General features: G+C 70.0%; 44 protein-coding genes. 38 read left to right on the forward strand and 6 right to left on the reverse strand.

The genetic code is table 11. The features are described from left to right. The first annotated feature begins 156 nt into the window (after positions 1–156). On the forward strand, positions 157–657 hold the full coding sequence (locus tag ACFRIC_RS09075; protein ID WP_382781736.1) for a hypothetical protein: 501 nt from the start codon (positions 157–159) through the stop codon (positions 655–657). Positions 658–885: 228 nt separating this feature from the next. Here the strand turns inward: ACFRIC_RS09075 and ACFRIC_RS09080 are convergent, their stop codons facing one another. Further along, entirely contained in the window at positions 886–1,428 is a 543-nt protein-coding gene (locus ACFRIC_RS09080) for a DinB family protein (RefSeq protein ID WP_382782749.1), read from the reverse strand. Between the two features lie 449 nt (positions 1,429–1,877). Here ACFRIC_RS09080 and ACFRIC_RS09085 point away from each other — a divergent pair, with 449 nt between their 5' ends. The 3 genes from ACFRIC_RS09085 to ACFRIC_RS09095 all read left to right on the forward strand — a co-directional run bounded on the left by ACFRIC_RS09085 (position 1,878) and on the right by ACFRIC_RS09095 (position 3,399). After that, positions 1,878–2,087: a hypothetical protein gene (locus tag ACFRIC_RS09085; RefSeq protein WP_382781739.1), complete on the forward strand. Its 210-nt coding sequence runs from the start codon at positions 1,878–1,880 to the stop codon at positions 2,085–2,087. A 388-nt stretch (positions 2,088–2,475) separates the two neighbouring features. Next, positions 2,476–2,682 carry a hypothetical protein gene (locus tag ACFRIC_RS09090; protein WP_382781742.1) on the forward strand — a complete coding sequence of 69 codons (207 nt, stop codon included), beginning with the start codon at positions 2,476–2,478 and terminating at the stop codon, positions 2,680–2,682. A 243-nt stretch (positions 2,683–2,925) separates the two neighbouring features. Continuing rightward, entirely contained in the window at positions 2,926–3,399 is a 474-nt protein-coding gene (locus tag ACFRIC_RS09095; RefSeq protein WP_382781744.1) for a hypothetical protein, read from the forward strand. A 168-nt stretch (positions 3,400–3,567) separates the two neighbouring features. On the opposite strand, the gene ACFRIC_RS09100 is transcribed toward ACFRIC_RS09095, so the two are convergent. The 4 genes from ACFRIC_RS09100 to ACFRIC_RS09115 all read right to left on the reverse strand — a co-directional run bounded on the left by ACFRIC_RS09100 (position 3,568) and on the right by ACFRIC_RS09115 (position 6,668). Further along, complete coding sequence (locus ACFRIC_RS09100; RefSeq protein WP_382781747.1) at positions 3,568–3,774, reverse strand: hypothetical protein; 207 nt, start codon at positions 3,772–3,774, stop codon at positions 3,568–3,570. 610 nt (positions 3,775–4,384) lie between these two features. After that, the gene (locus ACFRIC_RS09105) at positions 4,385–5,641 is read right to left on the reverse strand and encodes a hypothetical protein (RefSeq protein WP_382781750.1); all 1,257 of its coding nucleotides are present in this window, start codon (positions 5,639–5,641) and stop codon (positions 4,385–4,387) included. A gap of 21 nt (positions 5,642–5,662) precedes the next feature. Then, on the reverse strand, positions 5,663–6,070 hold the full coding sequence (locus ACFRIC_RS09110; protein ID WP_382781753.1) for a hypothetical protein: 408 nt from the start codon (positions 6,068–6,070) through the stop codon (positions 5,663–5,665). 97 nt (positions 6,071–6,167) lie between these two features. Next, positions 6,168–6,668 (reverse strand): helix-turn-helix transcriptional regulator, encoded by a 501-nt coding sequence (locus tag ACFRIC_RS09115; RefSeq protein WP_382781756.1) that lies wholly within the window; start codon positions 6,666–6,668, stop codon positions 6,168–6,170. 212 nt (positions 6,669–6,880) lie between these two features. Here ACFRIC_RS09115 and ACFRIC_RS09120 point away from each other — a divergent pair, with 212 nt between their 5' ends. From ACFRIC_RS09120 to ACFRIC_RS09285, 34 genes are all read left to right on the forward strand, one after another. Continuing rightward, positions 6,881–7,090 (forward strand): helix-turn-helix domain-containing protein, encoded by a 210-nt coding sequence (locus ACFRIC_RS09120; RefSeq protein ID WP_382781759.1) that lies wholly within the window; start codon positions 6,881–6,883, stop codon positions 7,088–7,090. After that, the gene (locus ACFRIC_RS09125) at positions 7,087–7,341 is read left to right on the forward strand and encodes a hypothetical protein (protein WP_382781762.1); all 255 of its coding nucleotides are present in this window, start codon (positions 7,087–7,089) and stop codon (positions 7,339–7,341) included. Before ACFRIC_RS09120 ends, ACFRIC_RS09125 begins: the two co-directional genes overlap by 4 nt. Before the next feature lie 86 nt (positions 7,342–7,427). Next, entirely contained in the window at positions 7,428–7,814 is a 387-nt protein-coding gene (locus ACFRIC_RS09130) for a hypothetical protein (protein ID WP_382781765.1), read from the forward strand. Continuing rightward, positions 7,811–8,398, forward strand: coding sequence for a hypothetical protein (locus ACFRIC_RS09135; protein WP_382781767.1), 588 nt, complete (start codon positions 7,811–7,813; stop codon positions 8,396–8,398). The genes ACFRIC_RS09130 and ACFRIC_RS09135 overlap by 4 nt, the downstream gene beginning before the upstream one ends. Further along, the gene (locus ACFRIC_RS09140) at positions 8,395–9,153 is read left to right on the forward strand and encodes a hypothetical protein (RefSeq protein ID WP_382781770.1); all 759 of its coding nucleotides are present in this window, start codon (positions 8,395–8,397) and stop codon (positions 9,151–9,153) included. The genes ACFRIC_RS09135 and ACFRIC_RS09140 overlap by 4 nt, the downstream gene beginning before the upstream one ends. After that, the gene (locus ACFRIC_RS09145; RefSeq protein ID WP_382781773.1) at positions 9,150–9,299 is read left to right on the forward strand and encodes a hypothetical protein; all 150 of its coding nucleotides are present in this window, start codon (positions 9,150–9,152) and stop codon (positions 9,297–9,299) included. The genes ACFRIC_RS09140 and ACFRIC_RS09145 overlap by 4 nt, the downstream gene beginning before the upstream one ends. Beyond that, complete coding sequence (locus tag ACFRIC_RS09150) at positions 9,296–9,487, forward strand: hypothetical protein (protein ID WP_382781775.1); 192 nt, start codon at positions 9,296–9,298, stop codon at positions 9,485–9,487. Before ACFRIC_RS09145 ends, ACFRIC_RS09150 begins: the two co-directional genes overlap by 4 nt. Beyond that, on the forward strand, positions 9,484–9,636 hold the full coding sequence (locus ACFRIC_RS09155; protein ID WP_382781778.1) for a hypothetical protein: 153 nt from the start codon (positions 9,484–9,486) through the stop codon (positions 9,634–9,636). The genes ACFRIC_RS09150 and ACFRIC_RS09155 overlap by 4 nt, the downstream gene beginning before the upstream one ends. Positions 9,637–9,801: 165 nt before the next feature. Then, a complete protein-coding gene (locus ACFRIC_RS09160) occupies positions 9,802–10,629 on the forward strand; it encodes a phiSA1p31-related protein (protein ID WP_382781781.1) in 828 nt (275 codons plus the stop codon). A gap of 120 nt (positions 10,630–10,749) precedes the next feature. Continuing rightward, on the forward strand, positions 10,750–11,448 hold the full coding sequence (locus ACFRIC_RS09165; RefSeq protein ID WP_382781783.1) for an exonuclease domain-containing protein: 699 nt from the start codon (positions 10,750–10,752) through the stop codon (positions 11,446–11,448). A gap of 146 nt (positions 11,449–11,594) precedes the next feature. Further along, entirely contained in the window at positions 11,595–12,032 is a 438-nt protein-coding gene (locus ACFRIC_RS09170; protein ID WP_382781786.1) for a hypothetical protein, read from the forward strand. Continuing rightward, complete coding sequence (locus ACFRIC_RS09175) at positions 12,029–12,400, forward strand: hypothetical protein (protein WP_382781788.1); 372 nt, start codon at positions 12,029–12,031, stop codon at positions 12,398–12,400. Before ACFRIC_RS09170 ends, ACFRIC_RS09175 begins: the two co-directional genes overlap by 4 nt. After that, complete coding sequence (locus ACFRIC_RS09180) at positions 12,397–12,669, forward strand: hypothetical protein (protein ID WP_382781791.1); 273 nt, start codon at positions 12,397–12,399, stop codon at positions 12,667–12,669. The genes ACFRIC_RS09175 and ACFRIC_RS09180 overlap by 4 nt, the downstream gene beginning before the upstream one ends. Further along, the gene (locus tag ACFRIC_RS09185) at positions 12,666–13,166 is read left to right on the forward strand and encodes a hypothetical protein (protein ID WP_382781793.1); all 501 of its coding nucleotides are present in this window, start codon (positions 12,666–12,668) and stop codon (positions 13,164–13,166) included. The genes ACFRIC_RS09180 and ACFRIC_RS09185 overlap by 4 nt, the downstream gene beginning before the upstream one ends. A gap of 17 nt (positions 13,167–13,183) precedes the next feature. Then, a complete protein-coding gene (locus tag ACFRIC_RS09190) occupies positions 13,184–14,068 on the forward strand; it encodes a helix-turn-helix domain-containing protein (protein WP_382781796.1) in 885 nt (294 codons plus the stop codon). A 193-nt stretch (positions 14,069–14,261) separates the two neighbouring features. Beyond that, entirely contained in the window at positions 14,262–14,603 is a 342-nt protein-coding gene (locus tag ACFRIC_RS09195; RefSeq protein ID WP_382781799.1) for a hypothetical protein, read from the forward strand. Between the two features lie 3 nt (positions 14,604–14,606). Next, positions 14,607–14,918 (forward strand): hypothetical protein, encoded by a 312-nt coding sequence (locus ACFRIC_RS09200; RefSeq protein ID WP_382781802.1) that lies wholly within the window; start codon positions 14,607–14,609, stop codon positions 14,916–14,918. Next, a complete protein-coding gene (locus ACFRIC_RS09205; RefSeq protein ID WP_382781805.1) occupies positions 14,915–15,106 on the forward strand; it encodes a hypothetical protein in 192 nt (63 codons plus the stop codon). Before ACFRIC_RS09200 ends, ACFRIC_RS09205 begins: the two co-directional genes overlap by 4 nt. After that, on the forward strand, positions 15,103–15,405 hold the full coding sequence (locus tag ACFRIC_RS09210; protein WP_382781808.1) for a DUF6011 domain-containing protein: 303 nt from the start codon (positions 15,103–15,105) through the stop codon (positions 15,403–15,405). The genes ACFRIC_RS09205 and ACFRIC_RS09210 overlap by 4 nt, the downstream gene beginning before the upstream one ends. After that, positions 15,402–16,070, forward strand: a complete 669-nt coding sequence (locus tag ACFRIC_RS09215; RefSeq protein ID WP_382781811.1) for a hypothetical protein — start codon at positions 15,402–15,404, stop codon at positions 16,068–16,070. The genes ACFRIC_RS09210 and ACFRIC_RS09215 overlap by 4 nt, the downstream gene beginning before the upstream one ends. Before the next feature lie 41 nt (positions 16,071–16,111). Continuing rightward, positions 16,112–16,348, forward strand: coding sequence for a hypothetical protein (locus ACFRIC_RS09220; RefSeq protein ID WP_382781813.1), 237 nt, complete (start codon positions 16,112–16,114; stop codon positions 16,346–16,348). A 103-nt stretch (positions 16,349–16,451) separates the two neighbouring features. Continuing rightward, on the forward strand, positions 16,452–16,853 hold the full coding sequence (locus ACFRIC_RS09225; protein ID WP_382781815.1) for a hypothetical protein: 402 nt from the start codon (positions 16,452–16,454) through the stop codon (positions 16,851–16,853). Continuing rightward, positions 16,850–16,996: a hypothetical protein gene (locus ACFRIC_RS09230; protein ID WP_382781818.1), complete on the forward strand. Its 147-nt coding sequence runs from the start codon at positions 16,850–16,852 to the stop codon at positions 16,994–16,996. Before ACFRIC_RS09225 ends, ACFRIC_RS09230 begins: the two co-directional genes overlap by 4 nt. Beyond that, entirely contained in the window at positions 16,993–17,247 is a 255-nt protein-coding gene (locus tag ACFRIC_RS09235; RefSeq protein WP_382781820.1) for a hypothetical protein, read from the forward strand. Before ACFRIC_RS09230 ends, ACFRIC_RS09235 begins: the two co-directional genes overlap by 4 nt. Then, positions 17,244–18,110: a hypothetical protein gene (locus tag ACFRIC_RS09240; RefSeq protein ID WP_382781822.1), complete on the forward strand. Its 867-nt coding sequence runs from the start codon at positions 17,244–17,246 to the stop codon at positions 18,108–18,110. Before ACFRIC_RS09235 ends, ACFRIC_RS09240 begins: the two co-directional genes overlap by 4 nt. Further along, a complete protein-coding gene (locus tag ACFRIC_RS09245) occupies positions 18,107–18,280 on the forward strand; it encodes a hypothetical protein (protein ID WP_382781825.1) in 174 nt (57 codons plus the stop codon). Before ACFRIC_RS09240 ends, ACFRIC_RS09245 begins: the two co-directional genes overlap by 4 nt. After that, positions 18,277–18,594 (forward strand): hypothetical protein, encoded by a 318-nt coding sequence (locus tag ACFRIC_RS09250; protein WP_382781828.1) that lies wholly within the window; start codon positions 18,277–18,279, stop codon positions 18,592–18,594. The genes ACFRIC_RS09245 and ACFRIC_RS09250 overlap by 4 nt, the downstream gene beginning before the upstream one ends. A 13-nt stretch (positions 18,595–18,607) precedes the next feature. Then, complete coding sequence (locus ACFRIC_RS09255) at positions 18,608–18,817, forward strand: hypothetical protein (protein WP_382781831.1); 210 nt, start codon at positions 18,608–18,610, stop codon at positions 18,815–18,817. A gap of 3 nt (positions 18,818–18,820) precedes the next feature. Next, positions 18,821–19,006, forward strand: a complete 186-nt coding sequence (locus tag ACFRIC_RS09260; protein ID WP_382781833.1) for a hypothetical protein — start codon at positions 18,821–18,823, stop codon at positions 19,004–19,006. A gap of 86 nt (positions 19,007–19,092) precedes the next feature. Next, a complete protein-coding gene (locus ACFRIC_RS09265) occupies positions 19,093–21,207 on the forward strand; it encodes a cell division protein FtsK (RefSeq protein WP_382781835.1) in 2,115 nt (704 codons plus the stop codon). A gap of 163 nt (positions 21,208–21,370) precedes the next feature. Further along, complete coding sequence (locus ACFRIC_RS09270) at positions 21,371–21,571, forward strand: hypothetical protein (protein ID WP_382781838.1); 201 nt, start codon at positions 21,371–21,373, stop codon at positions 21,569–21,571. 133 nt (positions 21,572–21,704) lie between these two features. Then, entirely contained in the window at positions 21,705–22,151 is a 447-nt protein-coding gene (locus ACFRIC_RS09275) for a hypothetical protein (protein WP_382781841.1), read from the forward strand. Positions 22,152–22,184: 33 nt separating this feature from the next. Continuing rightward, positions 22,185–23,108 carry a hypothetical protein gene (locus tag ACFRIC_RS09280; RefSeq protein ID WP_382781843.1) on the forward strand — a complete coding sequence of 308 codons (924 nt, stop codon included), beginning with the start codon at positions 22,185–22,187 and terminating at the stop codon, positions 23,106–23,108. Continuing rightward, positions 23,102–23,401, forward strand: coding sequence for a hypothetical protein (locus tag ACFRIC_RS09285; RefSeq protein ID WP_382781846.1), 300 nt, complete (start codon positions 23,102–23,104; stop codon positions 23,399–23,401). Before ACFRIC_RS09280 ends, ACFRIC_RS09285 begins: the two co-directional genes overlap by 7 nt. On the opposite strand, the gene ACFRIC_RS09290 is transcribed toward ACFRIC_RS09285, so the two are convergent. After that, positions 23,357–23,557 carry a hypothetical protein gene (locus tag ACFRIC_RS09290; RefSeq protein ID WP_382781849.1) on the reverse strand — a complete coding sequence of 67 codons (201 nt, stop codon included), beginning with the start codon at positions 23,555–23,557 and terminating at the stop codon, positions 23,357–23,359. The two genes, ACFRIC_RS09285 and ACFRIC_RS09290, sit on opposite strands and share 45 nt — an antisense overlap. Positions 23,558–23,574 lie beyond the last annotated feature (17 nt).

Raw genomic sequence — 23,574 nt, forward strand, 5'->3', positions numbered from 1 at the left:
TTCGCCGCCACATGCGACGCAACTGGCCCAGAGAGCAGGCGAGTTCGCGCGTGCACGCGCGCCGGGAGGGGTACGTCGACTGCGGCAGGGGCGACAACGGAAACGTGCCCAACTACATGCCGCACCGCATCCGTCGGACCACCCAGGAGCCGTCACTTGTCGCACCGAACAACCGTGGGGCTGAGCGTCGCGTGCGTCGCCGCGCTCCTCACGGTCGCTGCCTGCACGTCGGATCACGCCGATGCCGGGCGGCCCAGCCGGCCCACGCACTCGTCCGCTCCGAGCGCGGCCGTCACCACCCCGCCGAGCACCACTGAGCCTCCCGCCCAGAAGCCCCCGGGGCTGGACAGCGGCGAAACGCTCGCCGGCCACCAGGACGTGACCAGCGGGAGTGCCAGTATCGCGTTCAGCGAGGGCAGGAAGAGCGACGCGCTGATCGTCGCGGTGAACTGTCGGGGCACGGGGACGATCAAGGTCGCGGTGCAGTCCGTCAAGGTCTCGTTCCCGCTGGACTGCGTCGCAGACGAGGTGAACACCACCTACAACGAGGTGGCGGTCAAAGGCGCGGACCGCGCCGGAGTCGTATCCGTCCAGGCCCCGTCGGGCGTGCGCTGGTCGATGACCATAGGCCGAGGCACACCGGCCCAGGAGGAATAGCCCGGAGACGGATCGCACGCGGCATGAGGTGAGACCGGGAGCGGACGCTTCCGACCGTCGAGGTCCGCTCCCGTAGATGTCGGTCGCCCGCCCAACCGCTTGGGGTCTTGAGGCCTTGGGGTCTTGAGGCCTTGGGGTCTTGAGGCCTTGGGGTCTTGAGGCCTTGGGGTCTTGAGGCCTTGGAGCCTTGGAGCCTTGGGACCGATACGACCCACCGAACGCCGCCACCTACCCCATGGTCTTGGCGCCGTCCAGGGACTCGCGGATGATGTCGGCGTGGCCGGCGTGCTGGGCCGTCTCGGCGATGATGTGCATGAGCGCGCGGCGGGCCGACCATCGCCCACCCGGCTCGGACCACGGGGCCTCCGGCAGCGGTTGCGTGGCACCCAGGTCGGGCAGTGAGCCAACCAACTCGTCCGTCCGACGGGCCACTTCGGCGTAGTCGGCGAGGACGCCGGCCAGCGTCTCACCGGGCAGCATCCGGAACTCGTCGGCCCGCCGGGCCCAGTCGGCCTCGGTCATGTTGGTGAAGTCGGGCATCGCGGACGGCCCGTCCAGGATGAACTGCGCCCAGGACCGCTCGACCGAGGTGACATGCTTGACCAAGCCGCCCAGACAAAGCTGACTGGCGGTGGTACGAATCCCGGCCTGCTCGTCGGTGAGGTCACGGGTGGTGAAGATCAGGAAGCGCCGGTGCTTGGCCAGTACGTCCAACAGGTCGGCACGCTCACCACTGACGCTCGGCTCCTTGGCCGGGTCGCAGGTCGCCAGTCACGGTCTCACTCATGATCGCTGCCTTCCATGGTTCAAGTTCCGCCGGACAAGAAGAACGCTATGAGCCATAGAGGTCAGATTCTGACCTAGATGAGAACGGATCAGGCGCGAGCGCCGAGAAGGAGACCTGCCCGGGCGGGTAATCCCGTGGCCGCGGCGGCATGTCCTGCCTGATGATCGAGCCCATGGATGCTGTCGTTCAGCGGGTGCTCACGTCGTGGACCAAGAAGTCCCGCGGCGGCGCTGAAGCTGCCCGGAGGAACGCCGCTCCGACGGCCTTCTTGCTGCCTCAGGGGTTGAGTTCTGCCCTGCACGAGGTCGCCATGCGGGAGTCCGAAGCCTTCGCGCCTCGCATGCGAGTGCGGGATCTCTCAAGTCCCGGGACAGTCCTTCGCGAGATGGACGGGCTCCTGCGCGTGGATCCACCAGAGGTGACCATGTTCGGCATGCCTCGACGCAACCGACGCCCGCCTGCCGTTCGCCTGGCTCCCGGTCAGTGGCTGCAGTGGCAGATCAACTACCGGTTGGTAGGGAGCTGCGGCGGTGAATGGTCGTACCGACTGGAGACGTTCAACATCTTCTACGGCTCCACGGAGCCCGGCACGTTCCTGGGAGACCCACCACGCCGTGTGGACGAACGCCGCTCACTGCGCTGAACAACACGCGCTCTGGCCGCATTGGTTCGCCGAGTTCAGACCGATGGAAGCGGTCCGGCGTTGACGACCGTACCGGTCCACGAGTCCGGTAGATCGGATGCATGTCCCCGGTGCAGTTGGGGGCTGTTGGTGTCAGCCCTTGATGTCAGAAGCCCGGCTCCCTTGGCGTGGCCTCCCGAGGATCTGAAGCACAGCGCCACTAACGAAGAGGATCAACCCGAGCCCCTGCCCCTCTGAGGTCTGACAGGCACGTCATTCGGCTGCTTGGGCCTGGTGACGGTCGTTCGGAAGCGCGGAGGTTGCTGTACTTCGCCGCTGTACAGCACCCCTAGATGGTCCGCCTGGACGGGACAGCATCGACGGCTGGCGCTTGCGCGATCATCAGCACATGGAACCGTGGACGATCAAACACTTCTCCCAGGCCAACCCGGAGGGAACCGGGCAGGATGACGTGCCTGCGCTGCTCCGCAGAGTCGCAGACTCCATCGAAAGCCTTGGCTCGGTCGAGGTTCAGGATCTCGTCATGCATACGGAGATCACCGCGGACGGCTATCGGCCAAGCCTTACAGTCTACTACCACGACGCCGAAGACTGATCCGGGCTGCACACGGACGCTTTGCACTGGGTCCGCTTCCTCATCAGGTCGATCACAGCGGACTGTCGACATCGGTGAACCTGGCCTGCGCCTAAGCCGGTCGCCCACTGAGGTCCACCGCCGAGTGCTGCTGTTCGTGCTTGTTGGTGTCAGCAGCTGATGTCAGCCGCCACACGCAATTTTGCAGGGGGCGACGCTGTTGAGCGATCGGGGCTGTCCCTGGTGTGGCGGAGGATGGTGCGCATGTGCGCTCTTTTCGACCTCCCCGATCCCCGCCGCGTCTCGCCGGGCGAATACCCCGTGTGGGACCAGGCTCTCGCCCTTCTGAACCGGGACCTGGCGGTGACGCTTCCCCAGCTGGAACCCCTGCAACTGCTGGCCCTTCCGTCCTACGATGCGGATGAGCCGGAGAACGTCTACGTCGCCATGGCCAACGGCGAGTGGCACGGCAATCACCTGGACCCGGACTCACAGGACAGCCTTGCCTCTGCACTGGCGAGCGTCGCCGATGCCGCGCAGGAGACCGTCATAGAGCTTCTGTGGCAGGCGTGGCCCCTGTGCCCCGAGCATGGCCTGGGCGTGCATCCAAGGGAGGATGCACAGGAGCGACTGTTCTGGTGGTGTGCGGGAGAACGATTGCGTCGCGGCCCGGCTCATATCCACACAGCCGTGGGCGCACTCGACGCCTTGGGGGCGTCGATCCGTACACGGTCTTGAAAACCGTCATGGCGCGAGTCACCGCGGGTCCAAGTCCCACACCCACCGCCAGCAGGAACGGCGCTTGACCAGGTGACACGGTCAAGGGCCGTTTTGCGGCTCGGTGCCTGACGGCGACTGCGGTTCCCCGTGCTTCCCCGCCCGAACGGGCACGCGAGGGCACGGCCCCTAGTCAGGTAGTTCTACGACTGTGACGCCTGCAGCAAGCATTCCCGCGATCACTTGGTCTGCCAGGTCGTCATCGCAGATGGCTTCGGCTATCGGTGGATCACCTTTCAAGATCGGCAGGTAGCCCAGGCCCGTGCGCCAAAGCTCCCAGCGATCACGTTCAGTGGTCCACATCGGCTCGAATTCGAGCAGGTCCCGGTCGTTCATGCCCACCCCCTGGGTGCACGGTAGCGCGCGGTCGGTGGAACGGCTTTGGGCGGGAGCTGCCATGGGGCGAGTGATCATGGCCTCTTAAGCTTCCGGCGAGTCGGGCAGTCTCAGCCACGACGGGTTCTGACCTGATGCCGCCGGCCAACCCATCTCAGGGCGCGCGTCGGCGCAGCCCGCGCGGAGCGGGCCGAAGGCAGGAGCGTCGCGCGGAGCAGAACCGGGAGCGCGCCCGGCGGAGCGGAGCGCAGCCGGGGCTTGATCAAGTAGAGAAAGTCCTACCGCGCTGCGCACTCCTGGGGTGCTCTTCCACGGCGGAGTCGAAGCTCAGTCGTCAGAAGGCAGTGAGCCACGGACCGGAAGAGGGAACCGGCCACAGCCGGGTTGCCCGGCTGCGGCCAGTCCGCGGTCGGCTGTGTGCCATGCGAGATCCACTGATGCCAGATCTGGATGTCAAAGGCCCCCAGCCATGATCGGCTGGGGGCCTTTTTCCTGGTGGGCGCGGACGGTTTCGAACCGCCGACATCCGCCTTGTAAGAGTGGATGTCGATTGGTCCCTGACCTGCTGTCACACCCTGCGGGGTAGATCATTTAGGAGAGATTCAGGAGATCAACTCTCCCAGATCCTCTCCCACCCGAGATGACCCATCGCCCGCTCATAGATCTGCTGAAGCCCCTCCAGCCTATCCCTGCGCATGGCCGGAGTGGGGTGCTGGTACACGGCCTTGATGCCGGGCCGCTTGTGCCCGGCCTGTTCGTAGGCGAGCGACGGCTTGACGCCGATCTGGTCCTGGTATGTGTCGTGCGTGTGCCGCAGCGCGCGCATCGTCACCCCCCGCATGATCGGCTCCCAGCCGTCCCGGGGCGCGTGCCCCTTCGTGGCCGCGAGCTTCTTCCGCCCGTCGAACACGGGCCGGGTCACCTGCCGGCCGAAGTTGTTCCGCCGCCAGTGCAGACCGCCCACCGTGCAGAACAGCCACTCGTACCGGTGGCGTTCGGCGTGCGCGGCCAGCAGCTCGGCGAGGAAGGGCGGCAGGTCGATGTCCCGCTTCGACTCCGCGGTCTTCAGCGGTTCGAGGACCAGGACCTGCCCGAGCTTCGTCCCGTCCTTGTCCCGCGGCTGGTACTCCGCCACCTCCTGGACGACCGACAGCGTCGGGCAGACGAACTCCGCCCCGTCCGCCCGCTCCCGTCGCTCTGTCAGCGACTCGGCCCGCAGCGCGAGGCTCTCGCCCCAGCGCACTCCGGCGAAGGCCGTCGTCACCAGGTGCAGCCCGTTGACGGGCCCGGCCCGCCGGGCCGCGCGGAGCACGGCCTCGGGCGGCGCCCACAGTTCGGACGTCGGCGCCTTCTCGCGGTCCCGCTCCTTGGCTTCCGCCGTCCGGCTCCGCCGCCGGTTCGCGAGCGGATTGACCAGCAGGTGCTGCGCGTCGACGGCCCCCGTCAGGATCATCGACATGATGGTCAGGCACTGCGTGGCCGTACTGTCGTCGCACTCCAGGGAGTTCGCCCAGTTCTCCGCGTCGAACCAGGTGATGGCGCCCAGCGGCACGTGCTCCCACCGCGGCAGAATGTGCCGCTCCAGACGCTCCCACCGCGTCTCGGTCGTCCGACCGCGCGGCGACTTCGCCGCCATCCACTCGCGCGCCCACGTCCCGAACGGCTTGCGCACCAGGTCCGGGTCCGTCCACCGGCCCGCCCTGATCGCCGCTTCCTGCTCTTCCCCCCAGTCCTCCGCCACTTTCTTCGTCGGAAACCCGGGCTCGCTCCCCCACGACCCATCGGGCTTCTTGTACCGGGAGCGCCACGTGAACTGCTTGGTGGTCCTGCCCGCCCGTACCTTGTAGACCTTCTCCGCGTAGGCCATCGGCCCCCCTCCCCTCGCCCGCTATCCGACCCGAAGGCCGGCCAGTACGCGGGCAGGTACACGCTCCCAGTAGGGCGACCGCTCGGACTGGGCGCGGGCGATGCTCTCCGCCGCGCGCGCCGAGATGAGATCGGCACGCACCGCGTAAGCGACGCGGTCCGCGCGGTCGTGTACGAGCAGAGCTTCACGCCTGTCCATCACGGCGCGCCGTTCCACGGTAACGGGAATGCGCGGGCCCAGCGGACTGCCGGGCAGACGCGGGCGCCATCGCAGAACCTGCAAGTTGTAGGCCGTACTGAAGGCGTCACAGCCTTCGTCGCTGATGTCGTCCCAGTGGAAGTGGAACGTGCAGCCGTTGTCGTGTTCCTCGATCCAGGGCTCGAAGTAACTCTCGCCCTTCCTGTGCCGCCTGACCTCGATCGTGAGCATGACTGCCCCCGTTTCGCCGAGCGGTGCCCCCTCCCGGTGACGGTCTGTGTATGCAACCACACTCAATGGCGTAATGCACGTACCTGGACAGGACTAGTCAGGAGTCTGCAACCGCATCATCCGTGGCGAGTCCTTGCAGGTAGCGGCGCGCCTTCCGGTATCGGGCGGCGATGCGTGCCACCTCCTCTGGCCCGACACCCTTCTTCCCCTGCAGCACGACGATGACGTGCCCGTCCTCTTCGTCCGGACCAAGGGGGATCACGGCCGAGTCGAGGGTCTCGGCCGAGCGGAGTTCGTACTCGACTGCCGGCGGGAGCGGCAGCCCCTCGGCTTCGTCGGCCGGGCTTGCGTCCCGGCCAGGGGCGAGGACCGGGCCACCCTCAAGCACTCGGTCGACGGCATCGTCCGGCCAGCCCAGCAGGGTGGCGTAGCTGCGGACCGTGCTGGTGGGCTTGGCGAACTTCCCGGCCTCGATGTTCTGGACCGTGGAGCGCCCGACGCCGAGCAGCTCGGCAGCCTCGGGCTGGGTGAGCTTGGGCCGGCGCCCCTCGCGCGCAGCCTGCAGCGCTGAGCCCAAACGCTGGGTCTTGTCATCCATAGTCCGCATCCTGACACATGCGGTTGCAAGCCGATAGCTCAGATCCGGCTTGTTGACCTGCGCGTTATCCGAGCTTTGCGCCCCATGTGCGCCCGGCGGTTGCATCATGCGCGCCGCATATCCACCCCACATGAGCCGTCGGCTCAAAATCTACGCCCAAAATGTAGGCAGCCTGCTTGCATGCGTAGCCAAGCTGTGCCCAGAATGTAGGCGTGAAGCCCAACGGAGTCATGATCAGAGGCGTTCGTCACGGCCGAAAGATGAGCCTGCGTGAGCTTGAAGCTCAGACCGGCTTGAACCGTGGCTACCTGTCCCGCTTGGAAAACGAGCAGCTTGAGGACGTCGGCTCTGAGCAGGTCCGCAGGGTGGCCGCCGCTCTCCGAGTCCCGGAGAGCCTGATCGTCGAGGAGACGACGCCGTGACCGCGAAGGCCACGAAGACCCGCACCCCCCACCGCCAGGCACCCGAGGCGAGCGAGGCCGAATTCCGTCGCTGGACGCCGGAAGAGGTCGTCCGCCTCCAGCTGCTGCCCTACCGCAGCGTCCGCTCGGTCCGCGAGAAGTGCTACCGCCGCGAGCTGTTCTGCCACCGCGACGGCGGGCGCATCACGTTCACCGCCGAAGACCTGCGCCGCAACAACGAGGCCGGCGCCCAGGTCCCGCTCACCGCCTGACCCCAGACGCGCCGAAGGGCCGCCCGACTTGCCCGTCCCGGCGACCCCCGACCGGCGCCTCCACCATCCAGAAAGCAGAGGTCACCGTGACCACCCAGATTACCGGTCCCATCGGACTCGGCCACCAGGCCGCAGCGTTCAAGCTGCTTCACCAGATGGCCGTCCTGTACCCGGACTTGCCCGGCGCCTACGTCGTCGTCCATGACGTCTTCGATGTGCCCGGCAGCGTGGCGTCGCTCCCCGCGAAGATCAACATTCAGCTCGACGTTCAGGACTTTGAGGACTGGCGCGTCAAGCTCGGTATCTGCCCCGCGACCGTCACGCTGCATGCGACGCCGTCTTACACGTGGGTCGCCGCCGACGCCGTCGTGCACGACGTACTCGTTCACCTCGCCGGTTACCTGTCCACGACGCTCACCAGCGAGCAGCTCGAAGCCCCGCGCGTCATCGAGGCCGCCGAGGTGCCGGCATGAAGTGTGGCGAGCCGAAGCCCGGCAGCAGCTATCAGACGTGCGACGAGGAACTGAAGCACCGGGGCGACCACGGCTACCTCGGCCAGCGCTGGCCGCGCCCTCAGCGCCCTCAACCCAACTGGGAGGTCAACGAGCTCCTCGACAACGAGACCCCCCGCGAGGCGTGGGGCGTGCTGGAGCGCAGCTTCCCGATCATCGTCACCGAGACCGTCACCCGCGTGATCTGGGTCGCGGCGGAGAGCGAGGACGAGGCGCTCGCCTACTGGGGCGAGGACCCCACCGATCTGAGCCTCGACGGCACCGAAGTACTGGATGGCTCGCTGGAGTTCGAGCGGCCGGATAAGTGGCAGCGGCAGGCAGCGTTCCGGGCGAACCGCTTCGAGTCGAAGATCGGCCCGCTGATCGCCTGTCCGGAATGCGGTGCTGAAGCCTTCCGGCGTGAGTGGAGCCACAACCCGATGCGGAAGTGCTACGGCCCGATCGAGTGGCGCGAGACCAACTCGCCGAACCCGCGGTACCGGTGGCGTCGCGAGTTCAAGTCGGCGCCCGTCTACTCCGCTACGTCCGCGGCGGTGTCGGCATGAGCGCCCCGGTGACACACGACCCGCTGGTCGTCTCGACTCAGGACGGATCGAGCTGGATGCGCCGTGCGATCACTCGCGACGGCCACGGCCTGTACGCCCTCGCCGGTTCGGTGGCCGGCGCTCCCACCGAGGTCCTGTCCACGATTCCGGAGCTGGCTGCCGACCACGGTCTGCGCGGCATGGCGTTCGCGCTACCCATGCCGGTCGGTACAGTGCCGCGCACGCTCGATCAGGTCGAGGAAGAACTGACCGGCGCGAACCTCTCCCTCTACGAGGAGCAGTTGGAGACTGCGCGGCTTCGGCTCGCGCTGGCCTCGGCGCAGCGCGGGCGACGGCAGCAGCGGGACCAGGTCGTCGCGCTGTTGGGGGAGCGGCACTCGACGAACGAGTCTCTGACGCTCGCGGCTGAGGCTCTGCGGGAGAACCGGGACCGGCTCGCCAAGCTGGAGTCCGCACACCCGGTCATGTTCCGGGCCGCGCACGACTCGATCGTCATGGGCTACTACACCTCGGCCGCCGAGGCGCGGAAGCACTGCGAGGCTTACGTCCGACGCGAGCACGCCAAGACGACTGAGCTTCAACTCTGGTGGCGCGAGGACGAGGACACCCTCGACCAGCCCGAGTTCGGCGAAGCGGAACTCATCGAGCGGACGAAGTCCACGATCGTGCCCGGCCCCGGGATGACCCGGCCGACGGGGTACATGGTGACGCCGATCGAGGTCTCCTCAGCCTTCGACCCGGACGCCGACGAGTGAGCGCCACCGAGTGGCTGGTCCAGATCGGCGCAGCCTGGGCCGTCTTCCTGGCCTTCGCCTACATCGACCTGCCCACCATCCTCGATCGGACCGTCAGCCAGCTGCGGCAGCAGCTCGCGCCGCCGGCCGACGGGGTCGAGCGGTGACCGGCCGGGCCCGGGGCTCCGACCGCTTCGCTACCGCAGGCCGCAAGACCACCGAGGACGAACGCTCGGCCGCCGCCCGCCTCGTCACCCGCATCGCCCGTGACAACGCCGACCGCGAGCAGCTGCTCGAAGCGCTCGGTCTCAGCCCACAGAGCAGCGACCACACCACACCAGGGGGAACCCGATGACCGAGTACGACGACGCCGAGCCGTGCGGTGAGGGCATGTGCCAGTGCCACTGCGACGGCAGCCACGTCTGCGGTTGTGACTGCCCGCGCTGCCCTTACTGCCAGCAGATCCCCGAGAACTGCGACTGCGACGAGGACGGCTCCTACTGACCACCTGACAGGCCGTTGTCGCCTCCCCCATGCAGGGCGCCGCGACCGGCCGGGCCCGCCCGACGACTTCCCCCCAGCGGGCGGGCCCGGCACCCCACACCCGAACGCAGAACCCCGCCCGGGGTCATCGGGCGGGGGATCGCACAAGCATCCCACGGAGAAGTAATGATCAGCATTGAGGCGAGCAGCATTCGCCGCATGTTCGAGCAGGTCACCCCGCACATGGAAGACGCGGAGGATGGCATCCCCGTCATCTCGTCCGTGCGGCTCGAAGCCCGGAACGGCTGGCTGTACGCGGCCGCTACCGACCGGTTCACCTTCGCGGTCTCCCGCCGCCCCGTCGTCGTCGTCGAAGACGGCAACCGGGCCGGACACCTCCCGGGCGGTTTCGTGGCCGCCGTCTCCGCCTGGCTCGACGCAGCGGCCGAGGCCGGCCTCGCCGTCACCCTGTCACTTCCGCTCGAAGGGCGATCCGCGCCTCTCACCTTCGAGGCGCCCGGCCGCGGCAAGCTCACGGTCGACTACGACGCGGGAGACTTCAAGAACTTCCCGAACTGGCGGACGTTCCTTCGTCCCACCCTCACTGCCGAACCCGTCAGCGTCCCGGTGACGGGCTTCACCACCAGGTTCCTCGCCCGCTGGCAGCACGCAGCCGAGAGGCTCACCGCCTGGCAGCAGGGACCGAACAAGCCTGTCGTCCTGCTAGACGAACTCGGCTACTTCGCCGGCCTGCACATGCCTGTCCGTCAGGAAGGCCTGACGCGTGAGGGCGTCGCGGACGAATGGATCGAAGCCACCGCGCACACCGCCACGGTCGACGGCATTACCTACGACCTCAGCAAGACGTGGGAAGACCGGGACGGCGACTCGTGGACGTACTCGGGTGACGACACCCCGGACGGCATGCCGCTGATGGTCATCGACGGCATTGAGGAAAACCCGTACCCCCTGGACCGCCTGATCGCCCAGTACGGCCCGCTGCACGCCGTCTGACCTGACCACCTGACAGGCCGTTGTCGCCTCCCCCATGCAGGGCGCCGCGACCGGCCGGGCCCGCCCGACGACTTCCCCCCAGCGGGCGGGCCCGGCACCCCACACCCCAGAAGGAATCCCATGAGCACCAACCGTCCCGCCAAGAAGCCCGCGCTCCTGGCGTTCGTCGACACCGAGACCACCGGTCTGGACCCGATGCTCCACGACCCGTGGGAGATCGCCGTGATCCTTCGCCACGACCACCAGGACGAAGAGCACGTCTTCCGCATCGCACCCGACCTGACGATGGCGACCGCTGAGGCGCTGCGCATCAACCGCTACTACGAGCGGACCTCCGCCGAGGGATGGACGTGGGACGACCCGCACATGGTGGCGGCACACCTGCGGTCGCTGCTGGACGGAGCCGTCATCATCGGCTCCAACCCGGCGTTCGACGTCGAGATGCTCGCCAACGTGCTCGGCCGCTACTACACGCAGCCGCGCCCGTGGCACTACCGCGCTGTCGACGTCGTTACCCTCGCGGCCGGTTCCTTGTATGGCCGGGCCAGCGAGTGGACCCGGAAGGACCTCGACGCCACCTGGTTCGCCCGTGTCGGCAAGGCAATTGGATGGCCGTGGCAGACGCACGACGTATCCCGGAACGTCGAGGTTCAGCCCCCGACCCCGGACGTCGCGCACACCGCGCTCGGTGACGCCCGCTGGGCGCGCGACGTCTACGACGCCGTCACCATGCCGGACGCGGAGCACGCCGTGTCGGACGACGAGCTGGCCCAGATGGTCGGCATCGCCTTCCCGCACCAGCGCGGGGGGCGACCGTGACGGTTCCGCTCCTTCCGCCGGCCACGCACAGCGATGTCAGCCTGGACATCGAGGCCCTCACCGAAGGGCCGCGGTTCGTTCGTACTCGGGGTATGAGCCGCTGGCATCGGCCGCGGTCCGGCGCCCGGTACCCGCGCGATCGTGTCGTGTACGGCGCTTGGTGCGGCTACGGCATCGGCGGCAGCGAGCGCGCGGGCGCGTTCCTCGCGGCCGATGAACCACCGGCCGGTGAACCGGTGTGCGGCACCTGCGAGGGCCGCGCGGCCGGGGCCGGGCAGGACGGCAGCCCAACCGGTCGACTCCTTCTCTTCTCGCCCCGCGACGTCGCCCCGCCGAAGAACTGTCCCGCCTCCCGCAGCTCGATGTACCAGGAGCTGCCCGGCGGGCGCGTCGGCCGCTGCCTCGCCTGCGGCGACATGCAGCCGCTGCGCGCCATGGGCGGCCCCTACAACCCCCGCTACGCCATCGTCCAGCACCCCACCGGTCAGGCCCTCGTGGACCCCTGCCCGTTCCACCGCTGGCGCCAACTCACCGCGCGAGACGGCCGCGTTCTCTGCGCCTGCGGAAGGGAGATCAGCCAGTGACCCAACAGCTTCAGTTCTCCGAGCCCGTCGAGGGCACCGTCAACCCGGCCGCCGGGGACACGGCGAAGGCCGACGGCATGGCCATCGCCCTTGCCAACACCCCGACCGACTGGGGCGACCGGTGCGCCGACGCCATCAAGGAGATGGCCCGCCGAGGCGTCGAGTTCCAGGCCGCCGACCTGATCGCCGAGGGCCTGGTCGACGAGCCCGACAGCCCGAACCGTTGGGGACCCGCGTTCCTGCGGGCCGCCTCGGCCGGGGTCATCGAGGCGTTCGGCTACGCGCAGTCGAAGCGAGCCACCGTCCACCGCAGCATCTGCCGCACCTGGCAGGGCACCACGACCTACCGCAACAGGACTGCGGCATGAGCCCCGTGGGCCCGGTCCCCGGGCAACTCATCATCGGCACTGCAGCCGTCGCGCTCTTCCTCCTGCTCGGAGCCGCCACGTTCCTGCTGATCGTCATCGTCGCGCGCATCGCCCGCTGGAGCCGCCGCCGTTCGCACGCCCGGCGGCTCCTCGAGGACCTTGCCGCCGACATGGACAGCTATCTCCTGGACCACCCCGACGTGAAGGCCGGCCTTGACCGGCTGCACGCCGCGGTCCGCGACGAGCAGCAGAAGGGCGGCACGTCATGACCGAGCAGACGGCCGAAGCGACCGACGTAATCATGGTGTCCGCGGCAGGCTCAATCCGCCGCCTCCAGGCCCTGGCTGTGGCGGGTTGGCCGATCGCGCGGCTGGCCCGCGAAACCGGCCTCACGCCCTACCGCCTGGCCCGGCTCATGGCGGCGACCGCGATCCCCGTGGAGACGGCCCGCACGGTGGCCGCCGTCTACGCCCGCCTCGCCACGGCCAGCCCCGGCCTGTGCGGCGTCTCCCACATCTACGCCCGGGCAGCCCGCGAGCGCGCGGCGGCCGCCCGGTGGGCGCCGCACGGCGCGTGGGACGACGACACGATCGACGACCCCGACGCCCGCCCCGAGTGGACCGGGCACTGCGGCACCACCCGCGGCGCCGACCTCCACGAGCGGGACGGCATCCCGCTGTGCCCGCCCTGCGAGGACGCCCTGTACCGCCGACGCCTGCGCAACGAGGCCCGCGCCCTCCGCCAGGCCTCCGCCACCACCTCCTGAACGGACGAGAGATCCCGGTGAGCAACGACGACGACCGCGTGCAGAGCGCCCGCAACGCGTGGGTCAACGCCCTCAGGGCGGAGACCTTGCGCGTGGGCCGACGCATCCCCGAGGTGGCGCGCGTCGCGACCGTGGGCATGTGGATCGCCACCTACGCGGACGCCGACGGCAGCAACGCATTCCCGGGCCGCGACACCCTCGCGACGCTGTCCGGCTGCTCGCAGGAGACCGTGACCCGCGCGGTGAAGGTCCTCATGGGCGTCGGCCTGCTGGCCCGCAGGCGCCGGCCGAACGCCTCCTCCATGTACCAGCTGCTCATGCCACTCGGTGGCGGCGTGGACTGGGCCCCGCACATGCACCACATGACCGACACCCGGCAGCGGAAGGCACACGCGAAGAAGAAGGCCGCGGACATCGCGCAGGCCCTCGGCGAATCCCGGACAGCGTCCACGGACGCTGTGGAAAACCCTTCGGACAGCGTCCGTGGCTACGTTCCGGACAGCGTCCGCAGCGGGGGTTCCGAACTCTCCAGACAGGACCCGGACCGCGTCCATGGACGCCCCCGGAAAGCGTCCGTGGACGCGGTCCGGACAGCGTCCGTGGCGGGGGTCTACCAGTACACCCCTACCTCCGGTAGGGACCCCATCCCCGACCACACCCTGGCTGGCCTTTCACCTCAGCCACAGCCGCGCGCGGGCGAGGCCGTGAAAGACGAGTCATCGACCGGGCAGAGAAGCGGGCCAGGTGCCGGCCGAAGCGCTGCGCTCGCCGCGGTCCGGAACCGCGAGCCGCTCGCCCGCTGCACCGAACCCGACTGCGGGATCCAACTGCCCTACGGCGCCAGCGGCCGGTGCGCCGGCTGCACCGACTACCTCGCCTCAACCGAAAGGCACAGCGCATGACCAAGCCCGTCTGCCTCGCCTGCCCACGACCTCGAAGCGCTGGCCAGTACCTGTGCCGCGCCTGCTGGGGCCGCATTCCAGGGGCCACCCGAAGCCGCCTGAACCAGCGTGACAGCCAGGCATTCGCCAGGCTCCGCGAGCTGCACGCCCAGCTCGTCGCCCACGTTCCGCTCGCAGACATCGAGGTGACTCCATGACCCAGCCCCTCCACCCGACGGACCGCCTGACCGCATCCACCATCAACGACGAGCAGCTCGAAGCGCTGTACCAGCGAGCGGAGGACGCGGAGGCCGAGCGCGTCCGCTGGCTCGCCTTCATCGAGCGCGGCATGGACACCCACATGCAGTTCTCCGTGCTCCGCCCGGACGGCACCACGGAACAACTGCCGTGCGCGGACTGGTGCTACGCCTGCCGCATCGAGCGGGCCGACACCGTCATCGGCCGCGTCCAGGCGCTCGCCAAGGAGTACCCGGTCTGGATCTCCACCCCGCTGCTCGACGCCGCGCTCGACACCGCCGTGCCGAGGGAGGCGTGAGCCATGGGACACCACCAAGGCGCCCCGATGCCCGCCGGCATCCGTCACGGCTTCCGCGCCCGCGCCCATCCCGCCCGGTCCGTGCCCTGCCCGCACGAGCCCTGCCACGCACGCGCCCACCAGGCGTGCATCGTCCGCGTCAACGGCCGCACCCTCGCCAAGCTGCACCCGTCGCGCATCGCCGCCTGGGCGGCCTCCATCGCCTGCTGCCCCGAGTGCCAGGTCACGCCCGGCACCCCGTGCCACGTCAACGGCCAGCAGATGGCTGGTGTCCACCCCCGCCGCATCCAGGAAGCGCAGGTGACCCTCGCATGAACCCGTTGGAGCGCCTTCTCCTCGAGGAGGTTCCCGTTCGCCCCGACCGTCCCGTCGATGCCCACAGCCTGTGGACACAGCAGGAGCAGGACCGGCACTGGGACGAACTGGCCGCCGCTGTCGGCAGGACTGGCGAGAAGCGACCGAGCCCGCCGGCCCCCGACGTCGACACCGAGGCCGCAGCGTGACGGGCCGGGGCGGCGCGACCGGAGAGGCCGCCTCCTGTATGGCGTGCGGCCGCCTCCTGCGCGATCAGGAGTCCCGGCGGCTCCGCCTCGGCCCCACCTGCCGCAAGCGCCTGCAGGCCGCCCTGGCGCCCCGCCCTCGCCGCGTCGTCGGTACGCACACCGCCGGGCCCCATCCCCTGGCCATCCCGGCACACCGCACCACGCAACTGGAGATCTGGGACGACGAAGACGACGAGGACGAAGACGACCTGTACCGGCCCCGAGCCGTCACCGACGTACCAACCGGAGTCCTGCTGTGAACGACCCCCGACCCTGCGCACTCTGCGGGCGAGAGTGCAGCCCGCTGTACCTGTGCGAGTGGGACGCCCGCTCCCTCGCCAAGCTCTTGGCCGAGCTGCCCGCTCTCTACGCCGAGGCCGCCCAGTGCCTGGTCCCCCGCAACTCCGGCTGGGGTGAGATCGTCGCGACCCGCGGGGCGGCCGGCCCCAAGTCGCCGATCGACGAGGGCGTGCTCGACGAGATGACCGACGCCACCACCCTGCGGGTCATGCACTCGTGGCGGGTGGACGTGCAGCGGGTGCGTTGGCCGCAGCACACCGAGCCGCCCCTCGACACGCTCGCCGCGATCTGCCGGTGGCTCGCCACCGAACTGGAATGGATCGTCGCCCACTACCCGGCGGTCGGGGAGATGGCGCGCGAGGTGCGCACCCTGACGAACCAGGCCCGGGGCACCGTCGGCGACCCGGCACCCCGACCGAAGGTGATCGGTACGTGCGTGGCCGTGACCGACGACGAGGGCACGGTGTGCGGAGCCGAGCTCACGCACACCGCCGGCCAGACCAGCATCCGCTGCCGCCAGTGCCGCACCGCGTACCGCAGCGAGCAGGACCTGCTCCTGCTGCTGCACTACCAGGCCCCGGCCAAGCCGAAGCCCCGGCTCAAGGACAGCGACACGGCGGCCTGAACCACTTGCATCCAATACCGGTGTTGGATATCGTCTAGGGGATGGAACCGAAGCCCTGGCGGCAACGGTTGGCTGAGGAAGAACGGCTGTTGGAGCAGCTGCGCGACCTCACCTCCGAGTCCGCCGCACGACGAGCCCAGGCCCTGCGCGATGGCGTAGCGGAACTGGGCACCGTCGCTGAGGTAGCCCGGGACCGTGGCCGCAGTTGGCAGGCGGTCGACCAGGCACTGAAGCGCGACGCGAAGAGAAGCAAGAAGGGCGCCACCACAACCGAATAGACAGCGAGGGCCGGACAGCAGCTCTCCGCGGTGTTGGAGCACCGAGGAGGCGCGCGCGCCGTCCGACCCTCTACCGAACATCCTGATCTCAGCAGGAGTCGGCATGACCGATCTTTCCATGCCCGCAACCATGGGCACCACCAGCGCGTCCCGGCCTCTCGCCGGGGCCAACATCCCCAAGTCCGCTCGCCTCGCCGAGCTGCACCGCCTGTGCGACGAGGACTACTCCCGCAACGCCCACCGGCGCGGTGCGCCCGGCCAGCTGCTCGCCGCAGAGCCGTCCGGCCGCCGCTGCCCCGCCGCGTACCCCAGCGACCCCACCCCCTGCCGGGGCCCGGTCGCCGTCACCGTCCTCGACGCGGCCAACCACGGGGCCAGCGGCTGCGAGTACCACGCCGCCCGCCTCCTCGCCGCCCTCGACGGCGGCCGCGTCTACGCCCTGTCGGACGCCCCCGACGGTGCCGCGATCCGCGTGTTCCAGGCCTCCGCCGGCGGTGCGCGATGAAGCACAACCCGCGCGACTGCCACCTCTGCGCCAGCCTCCACCACCCCGGCCTCGCCAAGCAGGGCCGCGCCCTCACCGCGCACCTCGCCGAGCACCCGCTGCCCAAGCAGGACCCGAGGACGCTGCCGGGCGGTGGTCGATGAGCCTCCGAGACCGCGCCCGCGACGCCCTGTACGGGGCCATGAACACCAGCGACGGCTCCCCGGCCTCCGCCCGACGCGCCACCCAGGTCGCCTCCGTGGCTGCGCACGCGGCCGCGCAGCACGGCCACTCCGGCACCGCGGCGGTCGTCGCCACCCTCGGCGCGGCGGCCGTCGCCGCCGAGGGCGCGCTCAGCAACTACGTCTACCCGCCCGGCGACTACGCGTCGTTCCGAGAGGACGGTGCCCGATGAACCGCGTCCTCGCCTGGCTTATCCGCCCGTTCAAGCGGACCGCCCCGCACGTCGGCCGCCGCCAGTCCGCCCCGCTCTGGGTCCGTGGCCTCACGGCCGGCGGCCGCCCCATCGTCCTCGGCGTCGCCCTCCTCATGTGCGCGCCCGGGGAGTACCACCTTGCCGAGACCGCCGGGTGGGCCGATCCCTTCACCTACGGCATGCCGGTCGTCCTGTCCGCCTACGCGGGCATCGCGGCCGCCGTCGCCTCCACCCGCCGCCCCGGCGACCGGGGCCGGTGGTCCGCCATCGTCGGCGCCTGCCTCGCCCTCGGCCTCGCCATGGCCGCCCAGGTCGTGTCCCACCTGATCACCACTGGGCACGTCGTCGCCGATCAGCCCGTCCTGATCGCGGTCACCAGCCTCGTCCCGCCCGCCGTCGTCGGCCATCTGCTGCACCTCGCGGCCAGCCCGCCGGACGCCCACCAGGACGCCTCGGACGCTGAGGACGCGACCGCGGCCGCCGCCGTCCCGAGCGTCCGCCCCATCCCCGAGGTCGTCCCGCCAGACGTCCGCCTGCTGCCCCTCGTTGCTCGATCCGGCCCCACCGTGATCCTGGAACGGGAGGACGCCCGGGACGGCAGCAGGACACACGAACTGTTGCCCGGGACGGGCGAGGACGCAGAGGACGAACCGCGTCCCGAGCCGCCCCTCATGACGTCCGCGGACGTCGCCCGGCACTACCGCATCGAGCAGTCCACCGTCCGCTCCTGGGTCGCCGTGGGACGGCTCACCGTCCACAGCAAGACGCCCTCAGGACGCAACCTCTTCCACCCCAACCAGCTCCCCGATTGGGGATTCGGACCAGTGGAGGTGAGGGCATGAAGCCCATCCTCTTCGGCGCGCTCTCCAGCACGCTCCTGTTCGTACTCGCCGCTCTGTCGCTCACCGCCGAGACGCTGTCCTCCATCGCCCAGCCCACCGTCCTCACCTTCGTCCTCGGCGTCCTGGCCCGTCCCGCCATCGCCCGCCGCGCCCGGAGGTGGCTGACATGAGCGACGCCCTCGCCAAGGCCGAGGCAGCAGCCTCCGAAGCCGCCACGAACACGGCCGCTGTGCAGCTCGCGCTGGCCGCCGTCGAGCTGGCCAAGCTCGCCCACCAGCAGCCCGCCGCCCAGCCGCCCGCATGCCACCAGGCACACCGTCAGGGCCGCAGCCCCGGCGAGTGGCTGGGCATCGGAGCTGCCGTGTGCGTCGGCGGCGTCGGCATCGCGTTCGCCTCCATCGCCATCGCCATCTGCGGCATGTCCGTCGCAATCCTCGCCCTCGTCCTCCGCTCCATCTGGGGCGACATCCAGAAGAAACGCTGACCAGGAGAGAACCGTGAACCGAGAAGCACACCTGAAGCTGGCGGACGAAGCGGTTACCAAGGCGGAGAGGCTCGCCGGATGGGCCGAGAACGCGGCCCGCGGCGACGGACCGCACAAAGCCGCCCCCTACGCCGCCGCCGGCACCCTGTGGGACTCGATCGCCCGCACCCACCTGCTCATCGCGCAGGCCACCCCGGCCGACGACACCACCCCGGAGGCCTGACCCATGGCGTTCACCGACAAGGACCCGCACAACGCGGCCGAGATCCTGCGCGTCGTCGGCCTCGGCCTCCGCATCGAGCGCCGCCGAGCACTGGGCAAGCCCGTGAAGGCCCTGGAGAACCGCGTCGAGCGGATCCGCAAGGACGCGCAGAAGCGCGAGGACGCCAAGGACGCCGCGCGCCGCAAGTAGCAACGCCCCGGGGACGGCGTCCTACCGCCAAGCAGTCGCCGTCCCCGGGCCCCGGACCGCCCAACAGAACGACCGGAGACAGAAGCATGACAGTCCACCTCGTCAAGGCGTCACCGGACGCCCCCCAGGACGCCCAGGACGCACCCGCGCCCGAGGCGTCCCCCGCCCGTCCCGAGCCGTCCCCGGCCCGGCGCCGCGTCCGCATCGATCACCTGCGCCGCGTCGTCGTCGAGACCCGCGAGAAGCCCGCCTACCGCCTCGCCGTCCGCCACGGCTCGTACATCGTCGGCGGCACCCGCGTCCTCACCCGCCGCGCCTGGGACTCCCGCACCACCGCCCGGCACGAGCGGATGATGCGCGCCGCCGAGGCCGCCGGGCAGGAAGACGTCGCCCGCGACTGGGAGCAGCGCGCCTACATCTACCGCCAGTCCAGGCACCGCCGGCGCATGGAGCTGCTGCAGCTCGCCATCAACGCCCCCAAGGCCATCGCCATGGGCACCGCAGGCGGGGCGGGCATCCTGCTCATCCTCGGCATCATGCTCGCCGCGGCCAGCCACGACGCCCACGACGTCCTCACCCCGCTGAACGCCGCCATCACCTTCGTGGCCTGGGTCGCCTTCCTCGCCGGAGTCATCTGGGACCCGCTCCTTCACGCCCTCCCGCTGATCGCGCTCGCCGGAGTCTGGGCCGTCGGCCGGCACCGGCAGACCGCCCCGGCCTGGGCGCTGCCCGGCGACCCCGAGCAGCGCGACGTCGTCCCCGACGAGGGCGCCATCCTCAAGGCCCTCGGCAACCTCGGCATCGCCCCGCTCAACAAGGCCATCAAGGACGGCTGGCAGCCCCGATGGGTCCAGCCCACCACCCGCTCCGGCAACGGCTGGCACACCCAACTCCAGCTCCCCATGGGCGTCACCGTCGAGATGATCAACGGGAAGAAGAACGTCCTCGCCCACAACCTGCTGCGCAAGCCCGTCGAGGTGTGGCCCACCGAACCGCCCAAGCAGCCCGGCACCCTCGACCTGTGGGTCGCCGACCAGGGCTCCCTGTCCGGCGCCGTCCCGCCCTGGCCGCTGCTCACCGAGGGCACCGTCGACTACTTCAAGGGCGTACCCGTCGCCGTCTCCCAGCGCGGCGAGCCCATCATCGGCAAGCTCATGGCCGCCAACTACATGGTCGGCGGCATCATGGGCTCCGGAAAGTCGTCCCTGGTCATCGCCCTGCTGCTCGGCGCCATCCTCGACCCGCTCGTCATCGTCGAGGCCTACGTCATGGCCTACAACGTCGACTACGACCCGCTCAAGCCCCGGATGCGGACGCTGGTCAAGGGCGACGACGACGAGGACATCGAGGCCGCCCTGAAGGCCCTGCGCAACCTCCGCGACGAGGTGACCCTCCGCGGCAAGGTGCTGGAGGAGCTCGGCGGCGAGGCGACGAAGGTGACCCGCGAACTGGCCCTGAAGGACCCTCGGATGCGCCCGAAGGTCGTCGTCTTCGACGAGTGCCACGAGCTGTTCATGCACAAGGAGTACGGCAAGGAGGCCGCCGAGCTGGCCATCAAGGTGATGAAGAAGGCCCGCAAGGTCGCCATCACCCTCGTCTGGGTCACCGTCTCCCCGACCGCCGACAGCCTCCCGCGCGACGTCACCCGCAACACCAGCCACCGCGTGGCGTTCGCGGTCGGCGACCACGTCGCCAACGACGGCCTGCTCGGCTCCGGCCGCCACAAGGCCGGCATCACCGCCACCACCCTCATCCCCGGCGAGGACGTCGGCACCGCCGTGACCGTCGGCTTCAGTAACAAGCCCTTCGAGGTCATCCGCTCCCACTACGTCGCCCGCGACCCCGACAAGGGCATCGACGAGGTCACGCCCGTCGTCGAGCGCGCCATGAGCCTGTACGAGCACGGCGACGCCCCCGAGGCGCCCGCCTTCACCCCCGTCGACCACCTCGCCGACATCGCCACCGTCCTCGGCCACGAGCCGCGAGCCCGCACCCAGGACGTTCTCCACCGGCTCATCGACCACAACCCGGCCGAGTACGACGGCTGGACCTTCCGCGACCTCAAGGCCGTCCTCGACGACGCCGGGCACGGCGAGTACAAGACGAACGGCGGGAAGATGCACGTCAGCCTCGACCGCATCCTCGACGCCATCGCAGCCCGAGACGACGACCTCGACGACGAGGGAGGCACCGAAGACTGAGGGAGATCTCCCCCAGAGCCTCCCTGCCCGCCTCCCTCGGTGCGACCTGCGGAAACACCCACGGAGGGAGGCAAGGGAGGCACGGGAGGCAGGCAGTCGATCCCGGGAAACAGGCAGGCCATCATCCCCACGGGCGGCTCCCTCCCTGCCGCATGATGAGGGCATGGAGTCACAGATCCTTCGCCCGGGCCACCTCACCGCCCATCAGGTCGCCCGCACCCTCGGCGTCGGCCTCCCAGCCGTCCGCCAGCTCGTCCGCCGCGGCCAGCTCGCCCGCTCCGGCGGCACCGAGCGGCAACCCTGGTACCCCGCCGCTGACGTGGCCGCCCTCGCCGCCAAACGGGCCGCCCGCCAGTCCGCTTGACCGCAGGTCAGCCCGATGTCACGATCTGCGTGTACAGCCATGCCCACACGGGCACCGCAGACGCACACGAAGCCCCGGACCGGCCCTGAGCCTCCGGGGCTTCGTCGTGCCACCACAGCCCCAGGAGGTCGCCGTGGCGGACATCGTCTTCAACATCGCCCTCGGCCGGGTCGCCTACCTTGCTGGCCTGCCCGCCGCGAACGACGGCCTGGTCCTCATCCCGCTGGAGAGCAGCGGCCTCGAGGCGGACTCGGTCCTCCGGGACAAGGACACGTTCGCCGACGTCGTAGCTGGGTCCACGAACGAGCAAACGACCATCGGCCGGAAGCCGTTGTCCGGCGTCACGGTCACCGTCAACGACACCCTCGACCGCGTGGAGATCGACGCCGCCGACGTGTCCTGGACGGCACCGACCGGCAACGCGGTCGGTGCCGTCGTGGTCTGCTATGACCCGGACGTCAGCACGGGCACGGACGCCGACCTGGTCCCCCTCGTCAAGGCCGGCCTGACGTGGACGCCGGACGGCACGGCCTTCACCCTGTCGGTCGCGGACATCCTGCGGATCAGCTCCGCCGCGTAGGACCTACCGGCCCGACAGCAGGAGCGGGACGACGTGACGACCTTCACCGACAGTTTCGGCAGAGCCGACTCCAGCAACCTCGGGCCCGACTGGGTTGAGGTCAGCGGAGACTGGGCCATCATCTCCGGCCAACTCTCCCCGGGCAGCGCGGGCGGGACGATCATCCTGCGCGCCGCCGGGGCGATGGCCAGCAACGATCACTTCGCGCAGGTCACGATCGCCGCGACGACGGCAGCCAGCCACGGCCTGTGGATCCGCGGCAATAGCAACATCAGCAACGGCTATCTATGGCGGAACGACGGCAGCGCCTGGGCCCTCTTCTCGGTCGTTGGCGGCAGTTTCACGGTCATCGGCACCTACGCGGTTGCGGCCGCGGCAGGCGACGTGGCCAAGGTGCAGGCGGTCGGATCGACGATCACGGCCTACGTCAACGGGACCCTGCGCGTCTCCGTCGTTGACACCAGCGTCACGAGCGGCACCAGCGTGGGCCTGCGTGGCGAATCCACCAGCGCCCTCAGGTACGACGACTTCTCCGCGGCCGACGTCTCCGCCGGCGCGACGCTCGGCACGGCGGGCAGCACCGAAGCAGCCCAGCCGCTCACCGGGGCCAAGAGCGCCACGCTCAGCCCGGCCGCGGAGAACGACACCGCGCAGCCGCTCACCGGTTTCAAGGCCGCCACCCTGGGCGTCGCCGGGGCCAACGAGTCCGCGCAGCCGCTCATCGGCACCAAGACAGCGACACTCGGGACCGCCAGCAGCGTCGAGACAGCCCAGCCGCTCCCCGGCGCCAAGAGCGCCACGCTCAGCCCGGCCGCGGAGAACGACACCGCGAGACCACTCGCCCGGGCAGGCGGTCCCGACGTGGACATCGACATCACCGTCGGCGCGCCCCACGGCTCGGCCTACACAGCAGGCACACCACGGTCCGGCCGATGGGAGGTGAGCGCACCGTGTTGATCCCCTCGGCCTCCACGGAGTTCTTGCACATCCCCGTGAGCGGCCCGGCAGGCGTCGATCTCACTGGCACCGCGCCGAAGATCGCCATCCTGGCGGGCAGCACCCGTACCAACCCGGCGGCTGGCGACTGGAAGACGGGCGACTGGACGGACGACGGCGAGGCCCGGCTCCTCATCGGGCCCGACGGCGGCGTGGTCACCCTGGACCCTGGTGACTACCGGGTCTGGGTGACCATCGACCCGCCTGGGTCAGAGCTGATCGTCCGGCTTGCTGGGTACCTCAGCGTCAGCTAGCCGCCGAGCACGACGCTTCGCTGCCGCCGGCACCAGGACGCCGAGGATCAGCGCGGCCCCCAGGATCACGCCCGGCCACCACGTGATCAGTCGGCATCCGATCATCAGGACCAGGCCGACCACGACGATCCCCAACGGAACGTCCGTCTTCTTCATCGTCACCACCCCCAAGG

It is taken from the genome of Streptomyces sp. NPDC056738, assembly GCF_042790435.1.
GTDB lineage: Bacteria > Actinomycetota > Actinomycetes > Streptomycetales > Streptomycetaceae > Streptomyces.

Excerpts from the sequence above, each read along its gene's own strand:
- ACFRIC_RS09085 (WP_382781739.1), top strand. The coding sequence starts at position 1,878 with ATGCCTCGACGCAACCGACGCCCGCCTGCCGTTCGCCTGGCTCCCGGT.
- ACFRIC_RS09090 (WP_382781742.1), top strand. The coding sequence starts at position 2,476 with ATGGAACCGTGGACGATCAAACACTTCTCCCAGGCCAACCCGGAGGGA.
- ACFRIC_RS09095 (WP_382781744.1), top strand. The coding sequence starts at position 2,926 with ATGTGCGCTCTTTTCGACCTCCCCGATCCCCGCCGCGTCTCGCCGGGC.
- ACFRIC_RS09100 (WP_382781747.1), bottom strand. The coding sequence starts at position 3,774 with ATGAACGACCGGGACCTGCTCGAATTCGAGCCGATGTGGACCACTGAA.
- ACFRIC_RS09105 (WP_382781750.1), bottom strand. The coding sequence starts at position 5,641 with ATGGCCTACGCGGAGAAGGTCTACAAGGTACGGGCGGGCAGGACCACC.
- ACFRIC_RS09110 (WP_382781753.1), bottom strand. The coding sequence starts at position 6,070 with ATGCTCACGATCGAGGTCAGGCGGCACAGGAAGGGCGAGAGTTACTTC.
- ACFRIC_RS09115 (WP_382781756.1), bottom strand. The coding sequence starts at position 6,668 with ATGGATGACAAGACCCAGCGTTTGGGCTCAGCGCTGCAGGCTGCGCGC.
- ACFRIC_RS09135 (WP_382781767.1), top strand. The coding sequence starts at position 7,811 with ATGAAGTGTGGCGAGCCGAAGCCCGGCAGCAGCTATCAGACGTGCGAC.
- ACFRIC_RS09140 (WP_382781770.1), top strand. The coding sequence starts at position 8,395 with ATGAGCGCCCCGGTGACACACGACCCGCTGGTCGTCTCGACTCAGGAC.
- ACFRIC_RS09155 (WP_382781778.1), top strand. The coding sequence starts at position 9,484 with ATGACCGAGTACGACGACGCCGAGCCGTGCGGTGAGGGCATGTGCCAG.
- ACFRIC_RS09160 (WP_382781781.1), top strand. The coding sequence starts at position 9,802 with ATGATCAGCATTGAGGCGAGCAGCATTCGCCGCATGTTCGAGCAGGTC.
- ACFRIC_RS09165 (WP_382781783.1), top strand. The coding sequence starts at position 10,750 with ATGAGCACCAACCGTCCCGCCAAGAAGCCCGCGCTCCTGGCGTTCGTC.
- ACFRIC_RS09180 (WP_382781791.1), top strand. The coding sequence starts at position 12,397 with ATGAGCCCCGTGGGCCCGGTCCCCGGGCAACTCATCATCGGCACTGCA.
- ACFRIC_RS09185 (WP_382781793.1), top strand. The coding sequence starts at position 12,666 with ATGACCGAGCAGACGGCCGAAGCGACCGACGTAATCATGGTGTCCGCG.
- ACFRIC_RS09195 (WP_382781799.1), top strand. The coding sequence starts at position 14,262 with ATGACCCAGCCCCTCCACCCGACGGACCGCCTGACCGCATCCACCATC.
- ACFRIC_RS09200 (WP_382781802.1), top strand. The coding sequence starts at position 14,607 with ATGGGACACCACCAAGGCGCCCCGATGCCCGCCGGCATCCGTCACGGC.
- ACFRIC_RS09205 (WP_382781805.1), top strand. The coding sequence starts at position 14,915 with ATGAACCCGTTGGAGCGCCTTCTCCTCGAGGAGGTTCCCGTTCGCCCC.
- ACFRIC_RS09220 (WP_382781813.1), top strand. The coding sequence starts at position 16,112 with ATGGAACCGAAGCCCTGGCGGCAACGGTTGGCTGAGGAAGAACGGCTG.
- ACFRIC_RS09225 (WP_382781815.1), top strand. The coding sequence starts at position 16,452 with ATGACCGATCTTTCCATGCCCGCAACCATGGGCACCACCAGCGCGTCC.
- ACFRIC_RS09230 (WP_382781818.1), top strand. The coding sequence starts at position 16,850 with ATGAAGCACAACCCGCGCGACTGCCACCTCTGCGCCAGCCTCCACCAC.
- ACFRIC_RS09235 (WP_382781820.1), top strand. The coding sequence starts at position 16,993 with ATGAGCCTCCGAGACCGCGCCCGCGACGCCCTGTACGGGGCCATGAAC.
- ACFRIC_RS09240 (WP_382781822.1), top strand. The coding sequence starts at position 17,244 with ATGAACCGCGTCCTCGCCTGGCTTATCCGCCCGTTCAAGCGGACCGCC.
- ACFRIC_RS09245 (WP_382781825.1), top strand. The coding sequence starts at position 18,107 with ATGAAGCCCATCCTCTTCGGCGCGCTCTCCAGCACGCTCCTGTTCGTA.
- ACFRIC_RS09250 (WP_382781828.1), top strand. The coding sequence starts at position 18,277 with ATGAGCGACGCCCTCGCCAAGGCCGAGGCAGCAGCCTCCGAAGCCGCC.
- ACFRIC_RS09260 (WP_382781833.1), top strand. The coding sequence starts at position 18,821 with ATGGCGTTCACCGACAAGGACCCGCACAACGCGGCCGAGATCCTGCGC.
- ACFRIC_RS09265 (WP_382781835.1), top strand. The coding sequence starts at position 19,093 with ATGACAGTCCACCTCGTCAAGGCGTCACCGGACGCCCCCCAGGACGCC.
- ACFRIC_RS09270 (WP_382781838.1), top strand. The coding sequence starts at position 21,371 with ATGGAGTCACAGATCCTTCGCCCGGGCCACCTCACCGCCCATCAGGTC.
- ACFRIC_RS09290 (WP_382781849.1), bottom strand. The coding sequence starts at position 23,557 with ATGAAGAAGACGGACGTTCCGTTGGGGATCGTCGTGGTCGGCCTGGTC.